Origin of the sequence: Microcoleus sp. B7-D4, from assembly GCF_036705125.1 — a bacterium.
Lineage (GTDB): Bacteria > Cyanobacteriota > Cyanobacteriia > Cyanobacteriales > Microcoleaceae > Microcoleus.
Window position 1 is genome coordinate 484 of record NZ_JAUBTT010000035.1, and the last position, 12698, is coordinate 13181.

Consider the following 12698-nt stretch of genomic DNA (forward strand, 5'->3'; position numbering starts at 1 on the left):
GAAAATGATTGAGCAACCGGGTTTCTCTCTCAATCAAGTATGAGAGAATCCGGGTTTCGGAGCTCAGGGCAATTGCTCAAAGCCGGAAAATGATTGAGCAACCGGGTTTCTCTCTCAATCAAGTATGAGAGAATCCGGGTTTCGGAGCTCAGGGCAATTGCTGAGCATGAAAATGAGTGAGAAACCGCTGGTTAAAAACTAGAGATTGCTAGCGATCGACATTTTGAGTGAATTTAGCACCCAGAGGCTAAACGGCAAGCCCCCTATTCCCTCAACCTAGTGGGGAATTACTTTTTTGACATACTCCCCTGCCTAAAGGCGAGAGGATTCTTAACACTTCATCGACCAATGCTACCGAAGTAGTCTTACGAGCGCCTCCATGTTCATTTTAAGTCGTGGCAATGCCCTATCCCGACTATATGTATCGTTTTGTTTGAAAAACATTAACAATACTTTGTTTTGCTTCCAGGTTGGATTTTAACCATTGCCCTTGGGTCTTTCCCTATTACTGGATCAGTCCCGGTTTCAACTCAAGATGAGTATATATCGCTGCAATCTTAGGTGGGGATTTCAACCAATTAAACTATAGCATAAAGCCGTCCTAAAAGGACGGGGCTTGCATCCCATTTTCTCGGTCAATCAAAATCCGCCTCAATGATTCAACAAAAATGTTGTCTTGGCTGTCATATTCGGTAAAGAACTGCTTACGATTGGGCGTTTTACGATTTGGCGTTTGCGGTGGCTTTACCTGTAATCATTTTAGGTTAAATCCTATAGATTTAACTAGGTTTATCACAAACGGTTACGAACCCGCAAGACTTAGGAACTGTCACAAGGGCTTTAGGGCGGTCTAGCCCCACAGCATCACCCACCAACTAAACGATAAACATCGGAACATCGGGACTTTTTAGTTGCCAAATTAAATAATTTGACAGCTTACTCGACAGCACCTAAAGCTTTTAGCAAGGATTTTTGCCCTTGAGTTAAACCTGTAACGCCCTTGATATTCATGCCTTCATAAATTCTTGAAGGGGAGAGATTTTTTCCATACTTCTGCATTTCAACCGTTGAACATTCAATCGTTTGTTCGCGGCCATCTCTAACTAAATTATGACTATTTTCTCTTGGTCTACTAAAAACCGATTTGGCTAAATTAGATCCAGAAAAGTTGACTTGGTACAGATTAATACCCCTCATATCTGCTTGCCAAATAGTGATATCAGAAAAATCAGCGCCCGTTAAATCTAGTTGAAGTTGACATAATAAATTGAAGATATTACCAGCCCCATATCCGGGTGCTACACCCTGCTCTGCTAATTTGATTAAAATGTAATTTAGTTTTTCCGCTAACTTTTCGGTGGTGTTGTACGTAACTAGGAGTCGGGAAATTAAAGGCGTAACAATGGCGCTAATTTGATTTTTTCTGACCGACTCTTCGGCTGTAGCTTTAATCAGAGCATAGTTTTGAAGAAAAGGAAACAAGGAACAAGAGGATGTAGAACTATTGCACTCTTCTCTAGTAATTTCTTGGTAGAGTTGCTCAATTATTTTTTCTGTGATATAATCTCTGATTAATGGCTGCTGAGTGAAGCCAAAAATACTTTTTTCCGGGACTTGAATTGCGGCTTGTTCAATGAGAGAGCGCCACTGGAGAGATTCTAAGCTTTCTAATAATTCTGCCTGGAAAACTGGCGGGACGATATCATTTAGAAGTTCTGTCGGCAAAACTGGTTCTCGGTTAATCGCTAACCAGTAAAAAATTTGTTTTTCTATCGGAGATAAGCGATTAAATAGTTCATCTAACCAAAGGCGAATCCCATTAAAAATAGTTTCTTCTTGTTCTAAGAAATCTCGAATATTCCCCGCAAATAAATCTTGGATGGAACTCGCTGCTATTTTTAAAGCTATAGGATTACCTTGGTAGCATTTTATTAGTTCCGCTTCTTCAGCAGGGGTTCCTATTAAAGACTTAAGTTTGAGGATTTCCTTGGCTGCGACTGGTGCTAAACCTTGCAGTTGCAAGAATCGGACGGGTAAAGTTGCTCCGGTTAAAGATGCAATTTCTCTCGCTTTTTCTCTGCTGACAATTAGCACGCAACTTTGGTGATTGGTTTCAGCAATTTGTCTCAGAAGTTGGCTGTAGTTAGAGAATCCGTCGCGGTAAGTGCCTGCATAGCTACCACTCTGGCAAAGGAAGTCTAAATCATCAAGGATAATCAGACACCGATGCTGCTGTAAATACTTGATAAGAAGAGAGATGCGTTCGCCTACAACCTGGGGTAAATCGGTAGTTTGATCCTGTGATAAAAATTGGATAATTTTAGCTAATTCTTCGGGTAAAGGTGAACTATCTTGCAGGCTTTTCCAGATGACAAATTCAAATTCACCTTGAATTTCTTCTGCTAACTTTACCGATAAAGCAGTTTTGCCAATTCCGCCCATACCGATCAGGGTAATTAAGCGGCAACGATCTTGTAAAATCCAATGTTTAAGGGTAGCTAATTCTTGAGTACGCCCGTAGAAAATAGAAACGTCGATCGCCTCTGATAAATTGTGGTGGGTTTTTGTTATTAGGGAAGGATTTGGGAAGGCGATCGCTTGTTCCTCTGGATAACGTTTTAAGCCCAAAGCTTCCCAAAGGTGACAATTAGCCCAACAATCGGGCAAATTTGGTGATGTGGTTTTCGGTGTTTTATCTGGAGACGGGCGTGTACATGATTCAAGGATTGAGTGAATATTGCGTTTTGTGACTTGAGTTCCCAATGCCAGAGAAATTGTTCGCCATAATTGGGAACCGATATCTTTTAAGTAGTCGGCATCGTATCCTGATGTATCCGCCATGTTTTGATAAGACTGTCCTTGCCAAGATTGGCGGAATACTAGGTCTTGAACGTCGTTTAAGTGGCCTGGTTTGAGTAGGGTGTCTAAAATTGCTAAGGCTTCTTCGAGAGTCATTAGCTGTGACTGTAAAACAGTGACTAAGTAATTACTCTTATAGACTATCACTTTTTCTGACTCTTGTTACTTTTTTTTACTTTAGTTATTAAATCTTCATATAAAATTCTGGCCTTTTCTGACTTTTTCCCACTGTGAGGGCTGAGGTGAGAAGGTTATTGTGTAACTACGAACTAAAGGACTCGTGAGCATAAGGTAAGTATGAAAAAAATCTGTAAATTGCCAACGATGTAACACCTTCTCTTATCACGAAAACTTTGGAAATTAGTATCGAGTCACTAAATTAACAACCTATCATTCAGAGAGGAACTGAAATGTTCACCCATAAACATCCAAAATCTCCATACAATATTCTTTCTTTTGACGGTGGCGTAATTCGTGGTCTTTTAACGGCGGTTTTGCTAGAAAAGCTAGAAGAAGATCTACAGGAAAAGAATCCCGAAAAGGAATTAAAAGATTACTTTGATATCATTGCCGGAACTTCCACAGGTAGCCTGATTGCTTGCGGAATAGCTAGTGGACTTTCCGCCAAACAACTGAAGGGATTTTACCTAGAAAATGGCATGAAAATTTTTCCTAATTTCAAAGAGACTTTGAAAGTTTGGTTGGGTGAGGTGATTCAGGAAAATATTGACTTCAGCAAATTAGATCCTTTACATCTATTTTGTCAAGACGATAAGAATGACAAGAAATTTATGCTTCAACCTTTCTCCGATGGCCAAGGTCTGGAGGAGGTAATCAAAAGTGTATTTGGCTGTCAGGAATTTGGTCAATTGCCAAAATTAGTAGTCATCCCAAGCTACGATGTCTATAATCACGATGCTGTAATCTTCAAGAACTATCGAGAAGAGTATAAAACAATGCCAGTGTGGGAGGTTTGTAGAGCATCGTGCGCTGCACCTATGGCTTTTCCAGCTCACGTTACCCAGAATAAGGAATTTCTTAAATCTCTTAAAGTAAAGGCAAAAACAGCTACAAAAGCAGGGAAAGAGACAACTATAAAAATCCCGGATGAAGGTATCCCTTTAATTGATGGCGGTGTTGTTGCCAATAACCCTGTACTTTGTGCAATCGCCGAAGGACGCAAACAATTTAAAGATTTTCCTTCTGTAGTCGCTTCTTTTGGTTCTGGTATGGCTTTGAATCGGATTACAGTTGAAGAAGCGAAAGAGTGGGGTAGCTTGAATTGGGTAAGCATAGTCAAAGGTATCCCGATGCTAGATGTATTGTTTGATGGTTCAAATGATGCCAATGATTATGTTGCCAAAGAATTACTTGACGGAGAGAGCGAATACTTCCGCTTTCAACCGCTTCTGACAGAGAATGTTAAGGCTTTTAGTGCCGATCCAGATAATCTCTATTTATTGGTTGAGATAGCAGAAGAATTCCTTAAAACTAAGGAATGCAAGGAGGATATGAGTAAGCTTGTTAAATCTCTGACATCGCATCATTCCTTATTGGATTCTATGCGGGAGGTAATTCCTTATTTGAGTCAATTGTAAGATCACTATTGAGTCAAGATCAGAAAATTTATTCCCCTGCAAGGATTTCTGGCCTTCTCTGAGAGAAATTAGCCCACTAATTTCGATCTGACTTACGCATAAAGTCCTAGAAACTTGGTTTTTTACGAAAATACTTCGTTGAAGGCCACAGATTCAGTAAAAAACCCGGTTTCTTTAGTCGATATTGATGTTGAGTTACAGAAATTCCAACATCATTCATTTCAACAAATTTTAATTCTTGAGGTAAACTACCATGGCTACTTCTGATATAAAATCTGGTCAATTGGATAACAATGACATTATTTTTCCAGTTCCCCCTGAGCTTAGTGGCTTCACGCGGGCTGATGAATATGACTTGAATACAGATGCGATCGGGGAAGCACTCAAGCTTGCTCTTACAACTACAGATCCAAACAGCAAATATGATCCGTTTCTGCAAGTTATAGATGTCAATACGGGTCGGGTGGTTGCTGATTCAGACGATGGATCTTCAGAGAGTCTAAACTCATTGATTGAAGCCGGTCAGCCTGCAGGAAATATTGATTTAGTTGACGATCCGGCAATTCCTAATTCTTTGACAATTGACGGCAGCGCCAAGTACAAAGTCCGCGTCACCAGCGTGAATTCATTTACCAGCTCGTCGTCTACTTATCCCTACAGTTTGCGGGCCAGCGTTCCTAATGGTAATGTTAGTTTAGTTGCGAGAGGTAGCAACTTCAGCAGCAGCCCTCTAACGGGCAACTCTATTACCTTCGCTGGTAAATTGGAGAGCGCCAAAGACTTTACTTTTCCGGTCAAGGCTCCCAGTAAGGACAGCACACTTGCTGATGAATTTCAAGTCAAAATATCCTCGGTGGGCGAACCGATCAAAATTTCCCTCAGCAGCACGACAAATGGCTTTGACCCTTATGTGGAAGTTGTCAACGCTAATACTGGGGAAGTTGTTGACTTCGATAATGACGGTGGCGGTGGTAAGAATGCGCTGCTTTCTGTCCCGTACCAAGCAAATACTGAATACAGAATCCGTGTCAGCAGTAAAACTGCATTAGCTTCCTCTGCTGATTACAGCTTACAGGTCAGCACTTCTTCGGGCAATACTGTCACTTTGACCCCCCGCAGTGGTGACACCGGATCATCGTCGAACAGTGGCGGTAACGGAACATCGACAGGTAATTTGAATACCGGAACATCGACAGGTAATTTGAATACCGGAACATCGACAGGTAATTTGAATACCGGAACATCGACAGGTAATTTGAATACCGGAACATCGCCACAGATTTTCGGTACACCTGTAGATATCGCAACACCAACAATTAATGCCCCCGGCTCAGGCAATCCTACTGGGCAATCAGCAAACACTGTTACGGGTCTATTTTACAACCTCTCAGACAGTAATGATGATATTTTGCTGTTCTCACTGCCCTCGACTGCTACTGGTAAACAAATCTTAGCCCTATCTGGCAGCGACAAGATTACTGGCACCAGCGGCGCTGATACAGTTAACGGAATGCAAGGAGCCGATACAATTGACGGAGGTACGGGTAATGACAGTTTATCCGGCGGTAAAGAGTCAGATTCCCTTGAAGGTGGTGCAGGCAACGACGATATATTAGGCAACAATGACAACGATACTCTGACCGGAGGAGAAGGCAATGATACTATCCGGGGCGGTAAAGAGAAAGATAGCCTGACTGGTGGTGGTGGCGATGACTTTCTCTATGGCGATCGCCATCAAGATTTTCTCACCGGTGGCGATGGAAACGATACATTTGTCTTAGCTGGGGGACAGATAGCAGCGCTCAGTTTAACAGATGCAGATGTGATTACAGACTTCAAGACTGGGGACAAAATTGGTCTAACCGACGGGAATACATTTGGCGGCCTCTCCTTTGAAAATGTCAGTTTGACTCTGACTGGACAACCTGCTGTCAATTCTATAGCAATTAAAGTTAAAGCCGACTCCAGTTATTTGGGTATCGTTCAAGGGGTAGCGCAAAGCGCTTTGACGGCAAATGCTTTTGTTATTCTGTAGCATGGGCTTGGTCCACTCTATTTGAGTGAAATTAATCGCGATCGCCTTTGAGTTTGAGAGGAGGCGATCGCACTTGTAGAGAACTTACGCACTCAGACAATATCTCCTTATACTCAGCTTCTGGTGAGATACCAAAAGCCTAGTTACTACCTTGGTCATTGCCCTGAATACGTAAGTCCTAGACTCAACAAACAATAAAAAAGGTGACTACTATGAACAAGCAAATTATTTTCGTTGACTCCTCTGTACAAGACTATCAAAGCCTGATCCAAGGTATAGATAGCGCTCAACTTGTGATTTTAAATAAAAATTTGAGCGGCATCACACAAATTACTAATGCCTTAGCCAATCAAAAAGATATTGAAGCGATACATATCCTTTCACACGGGGCTCCGGGTATCCTCTATCTCGGTAATACCCAACTGAGTCTGGATACTCTGAACCTATACGCCCACCAATTACAACAGTGGGGAAGGACAGGAAGCCTCATCTTTCTTTATGGGTGCTCCGTTGCGGCGGGAGATGCAGGGGCAGAATTTATCGAAAAATTACACCAACTCAGCGGTGCAGCTATCAGTGCGAACCCCAACCCCACCGGGAATGCGGCAAAAGGCGGCACCTGGTCACTCACTTATCAGTACCCTGGAGACTCTTCCCTCTCCCACTGCCCAACTCCCTTCAGATCTCAAGCCTTGGCGACTTACTCTGGCTTGTTAGGTTTCAAGCTATTGAAAGACATTTCTCTAGGGGCAGGTAATTCACTCCCTCGAAACCTCACGAACGTAAATGGTAACTTGTATTTCACTGCCGATGACGGCACCAATGGTCTTGAAAAGTTGTGGAAAAGTGATGGGACAGCCGCCGGCACCGTCTTGGTCAAAGACATCAACTCAGGGGTAGGTAGTTCATTCTCATCCAGCTATTCCAACCTCACGAACGTGAACGGCACCTTGTATTTCACTGCCAATGACGGCATTAATGGTATTGAGTTGTGGAAAAGTGATGGGACAGCCGCTGGCACCGTCTTGGTTAAAGATATCAACCCAGGGACAGGTGGTTCAGGCCCTCAATACCTCACGAACGTGAATGGCACCTTGTATTTCAGCGTCGAGAAAGGCACCAATGGTGGTTATGAGTTGTGGAAAAGTGATGGGACAGCCGCCGGTACCCTCTTGCTCAACGATCTCGGTTTAAATTCATTCCCCCACAACCTCACGAACGTAAATGGCACGTTGTATTTAACTGACCGTTACACCAACACCAAATACGGCATCTATGGTGGTGATGAGTTGTTGAAAAGTGATGGGACAGCCGTCGGTACCGTCTGGGTTAAAGACATCAAGCCAGGGGATGTTACTTCAAACCCCTCCGAACTCACGAACGTAAATGGCACCTTGTATTTCAGTGGCTATGACACCCATGGTCAAGAGTTGTGGAAAAGTGATGGGACAGCCGCTGGTACCGTCTTAGTCAAAGACATCAACCCAGGGAGTGTAACTTCACCGCCGCCTCAGTCTTTCACGAACGTGAACGGCACCTTGTATTTCACTGCCGATGACGGCACCCATGGTCAAGAGTTGTGGAAAAGTGATGGGACAGCCGCTGGCACCGTCCTGGTCAAAGACATCAACCCAGGGGTAAATTCAGGTCTTAGCCACAAATATGATGGCAATTTTACGAACGTGAACGGCACCTTGTATTTCACTGCCGATGACGGCACCAATGGTTATGAGTTGTGGAAAAGTGATGGGACAGCCGCTGGCACCGTCCTGGTCAAAGACATCAACCCAGGGACAAGTGCTTTCTTAGGGTTCCCCTACATGGAGAATGTCAACGGCACATTGTATTTCACTGCCGATGACGGCACCAATGGTTATGAGTTGTGGAAAAGTGATGGGACAACCGCAGGTACCGTCTTGGTTAAAGACATCAGGCCAGCGAGTGTTACTTCACTCCCTGAAAACCTCACGAACGTAAATGGTAAATTGTATTTCACTGCCAATGACGGCATTAATGGTATTGAGTTGTGGAGTCTCTCCCCCGCCGTCATCACCCAAGTCTCCTCTACCACCGCTGATGGACTCTACAAAGTCGGCCAAGACATCAACATTACGGTAAAATTTGACGAACCTGTAACCGTTACAGCCATTCCTCAACTGCAACTGAAAACCGGTACAACCAATCAATTCGCTACCTACCTAAGCGGTAGCGCCACTGATACCCTCACCTTTAAATACACAGTCCAAACAGGAGATAATAGTTCTGACCTAGAATACTTGGCCACCAACTCCCTCACCCTCAATAGCGGCACGATTAAAGACAGTGAGGGACTCGATGCTAATTTAACCCTTCCCGTCTTGGGTTCAGCCCAATCCCTTGGGGGGAGTAAAGCCCTTGTCATTGATACTATAGCCCCCACCATTACCAGTGTCAGCCTACCCGCGAACAAAACCTACATAGTCGGAGAAAACCTGGACTTCACCGTTACCTTCTCCGAAGCCGTCACCATCACTGGCGGTGCAAACTTACCCATTACCCTAGATACTGGCGGTGCTGTCAACGCTATCCTCAATGGTACAGGAGCATCTGCCACCACCCATACCTTCCGTTATACTGTTGCCTCTGGCACCTTAGATACCGACGGCATCACAGTTGGCACAGCCTTATCCTTACCCACCGGTGCCACCATTCAAAATGCCAGCAACACCAAAGCTACCTTAACCTTCAGCAGCGGCAGCACCACAGGTGTATTAGTTGATGGTGTTGTTCCCGCAGTACCCACCTTCACGACTACCACTGGCACTACTAAAAGTACCACTCCAACTCTGGCGGGGACTGCCGAAGCCAATAGTACCGTGAAAATCTTACAAGGTACAACTGAACTCGGCACTACGACAGCGGATGCTTCGGGTAAGTGGAGTTTTACACCTTCTACTGCCTTAACTGAAGGTACTTACGCCTTTACAGCCACAGCCACCGATGCCGAAGGTAATACATCTAGTGCCGCGAGTGCAGTCAATCTGACAATAGATGCAACAGTACCCCCAGTACCCACCTTCACGACTACCACTGGCACAACTAAAAGTACCACTCCAACTCTGGCGGGGACTGCCGAAGCCAATAGTACCGTGAAAATCTTACAAGGTACAACTGAACTCGGCACTACGACAGCGGATGCTTCGGGTAAGTGGAGTTTTACACCTTCTACTGCCTTAACTGAAGGTACTTACGCCTTTACAGCCACAGCCACCGATGCCGAAGGTAATACATCTAGTGCCGCGAGTGCAGTCAATCTGACAATAGATGCAACAGTACCCCCAGTACCCACCTTCACGACTACCACTGGCACAACTAAAAGTACCACTCCAACTCTGGCGGGGACTGCCGAAGCCAATAGTACCGTGAAAATCTTGCAAGGTACAACTGAACTTGGTACTGTCACAGCGGATGCTTCCGGTAAGTGGAGTTTTACCCCTACAAAAACTTTAGCCGATGGCAATTATGCCTTTACTGCCATAGCTACTGACGCAGCAGGTAATATATCTAGTGCTTCGAGTGCAGTTAATCTGATTGTAAATACCGCACCAACTGCCCCACCATCAGTAACGGTAGTACCCTTAGTAACACCAACGGCAACAGTAGAAATTAACACGCCATCAATCAGTCTAATCGATCGTGGAGAACCCACTAATTTCCCACAAGATCAAGTGGTAGATAACCAATATTTACTGACAGATGGAGATGACAATAACATCCCAGAATCAGCATTTGGCAAACCAATTTTTGCGTTATCAGGTAATGATAACTTGACCGGAAGTGACGGTAATGACACGATTTTTGGTAACAAAGGTGCTGATACCATTGATGGTGGTAATGGTAACGATCAATTATTTGGCGGAAAACATTCCGATCAATTATCTGGTGGCAATGGTGATAACGTATTGAGTGGTAATAATGAGAATGACACTCTCACCGGTGGCGAGGGTAATGACACCATTTATGGTGGCAAGGAAAATGATGTCTTACTTGGTGGCAATGGCGATGATGAGGTATGGGGAGATAAAGGATTTGATGTGCTTACAGGTGGCGCAGGAAAGGATAACTTTGTCTTAGAATTCCCTGCTATTAATGCTAATGAAGCTGATTTTATTACTGACTTTAGTTTTGAAGATAAAATCAAGTTAGTTGGTGTTAATTACAGTCAATTAACTTTTGAGTCAGTGAAGATCATCTTAGATGGAGCGGCGGCTGTAGGTTCAACGGCAATTAAATCGGGGGATAACTATTTAGGATTGGTTTACAACGTGAATCAATCTGCTCTGAATAGTGGTTCTTTCTTGTAAAATTCGCAGGAATTATGCCAAGAAACCGGGTTTCTCTAAAAGATGTTTGCTTTCTCAACTAGATATCTACCAGGAAACCCGTTTTCTCGCCTCTTAGAAAAATATCATTCATTTCAATAAAATTTAATTGGTGAGGTAAACTAAAATGACCACTTCTGATACAAAAACGGGTCGGTTGGATAACAATGACTTTCTGTTTCCAGCTAGGTATATCGGTGGCTATACCTGGCTGGATGAATATGACTTAAATACAGATGCAATCGGGCAAGGAATCACACTTGCTCTGGATGCTACAGATCAAAGCAAATTTGACACATTCTTAGAAATTATAGATGCCAATACGGGTAAGGTTCTTGCTGATAATGACGATGAGGGTGGTATTAGTACAAACTCATTGATTGCGCCTGGTCAGCCTTCCCAAAGTGGCGATATATTTGACATTTCAACAATTCCTGATTCTTTGACAATTGACGGCACTACCAAGTACAAAGTGCGCGTCTTTAGCGTGGATTCTGTTACCGACCTATTGTCTACTTATCCCTACACTTTACAGGCCAGCGTTCCTAATGGTAATGTCAGTTTAGTTCCGAGAGGTAGCAACTTTAGCAGCCCTCTAACGGGAAGTACGGTTGCATTAACTGGTAAATTGGAGGTCAACAAAGACTTTACTTTTCCAGGTATAGGTGGTAACACACTTGCTGATGAATTTCTCGTAAGTACATCACTCGACAACGAACCGCTCAAAATTTCCCTTAGCAGTACAACAATAGGCTTTGACCCTTTCGTAGCAGTCATCAGCCCTAAGAATCCCGAAATTTTTGTCTCAGATAATAACAGCGGCGGCGGTTTGAACTCACAGCTTACTGTTCCGCGCGCAGGTATTGATTACAGAATCCGCGTCAGCAGTAACACTACATTTCCCAATTCCACAGCTTCTGCTGCTGATTACAGTTTACAGGTCAGTGTTGCTCAAGGTAGCGTCACATTAACCCCTCGGAGTGGCGAAACTCTGCAATTAGGGCGCGGTGGTGGAAAAGTACCCGACGCTTCCACATTGCCAGATATTTCTAATGGGGGAACATCGCCACAGATTTTCGGTACACCTGTAGATATCGCAACACCAACAATTAATGCCCCCGGCTCAGGCAATCCTACTGGGCAATCAGCAAACACTGTTACGGGTCTATTTTACAACCTCTCAGACAGTAATGATGATATTTTGCTGTTCTCACTGCCCTCGACTGCTACTGGTAAACAAATCTTAGCCCTATCTGGCAGCGATAAAATTACCGGCACCAGCGGCGCTGATACAGTTAACGGAATGCAAGGAGCCGATACAATTGACGGAGGTGCGGGTAATGACTGTTTATCCGGCGGTAAAGAGTCAGATTCCCTTGAAGGTGGTGCTGGCAACGACCAAATATTAGGCAACAATGACAACGATACTCTTACCGGAGGAGAAGGCAATGATACTATCCGGGGCGGTAAAGAGAAAGATAGCCTAACTGGTGGTGCTGGCGACGACTTTCTCTATGGCGATCGCCATCAAGATTTTCTCACCGGTGGCGATGGAAACGATACATTTGTCTTAGGTGGGGGACAGATAGCCGCAACCAGTTTAACAGATGCAGATGTGATTACAGACTTCAAGACTGGCGACAAAATTGGTCTCACCGACGGGAATACATTTGGCGGCCTCTCCTTTGAAAATGTCAGTTTGACTCTGACTGGACAACCTGCTGTCAATTCTATAGCAATTAAAGTTAAAGCCGACTCCAGTTATTTGGGTATCGTTCAAGGGGTAGCGCAAAGCGCTTTGACGGCAAATGCTTTTGTGATTCTGTAGCATGGGCTTTGTCCACT

The 12698-nt window shown here is 44.0% G+C and carries 5 protein-coding genes; 4 read left to right on the forward strand and 1 reads right to left on the reverse strand.

Going from position 1 to position 12698, the window contains the following annotated elements; genetic code table 11:
• Positions 1–936: 936 nt before the first annotated feature.
• A complete protein-coding gene (locus QUB12_RS15685; RefSeq protein ID WP_333139024.1) occupies positions 937–2955 on the reverse strand; it encodes an NB-ARC domain-containing protein in 2019 nt (672 codons plus the stop codon).
• A gap of 314 nt (positions 2956–3269) precedes the next feature.
• Here QUB12_RS15685 and QUB12_RS15690 point away from each other — a divergent pair, with 314 nt between their 5' ends.
• The 4 genes from QUB12_RS15690 (at position 3270) to QUB12_RS15705 (ending at position 12681) form a co-directional block, all read left to right on the forward strand.
• Positions 3270–4457, forward strand: coding sequence for a patatin-like phospholipase family protein (locus QUB12_RS15690; protein ID WP_333139022.1), 1188 nt, complete (start codon positions 3270–3272; stop codon positions 4455–4457).
• Positions 4458–4710: 253 nt separating this feature from the next.
• On the forward strand, positions 4711–6492 hold the full coding sequence (locus tag QUB12_RS15695; RefSeq protein WP_333307489.1) for a calcium-binding protein: 1782 nt from the start codon (positions 4711–4713) through the stop codon (positions 6490–6492).
• Positions 6493–6704: 212 nt separating this feature from the next.
• Complete coding sequence (locus QUB12_RS15700; RefSeq protein ID WP_333307492.1) at positions 6705–10835, forward strand: ELWxxDGT repeat protein; 4131 nt, start codon at positions 6705–6707, stop codon at positions 10833–10835.
• Between the two features lie 145 nt (positions 10836–10980).
• Positions 10981–12681: a calcium-binding protein gene (locus QUB12_RS15705; RefSeq protein WP_333307496.1), complete on the forward strand. Its 1701-nt coding sequence runs from the start codon at positions 10981–10983 to the stop codon at positions 12679–12681.
• Positions 12682–12698: the final 17 nt, after the last annotated feature.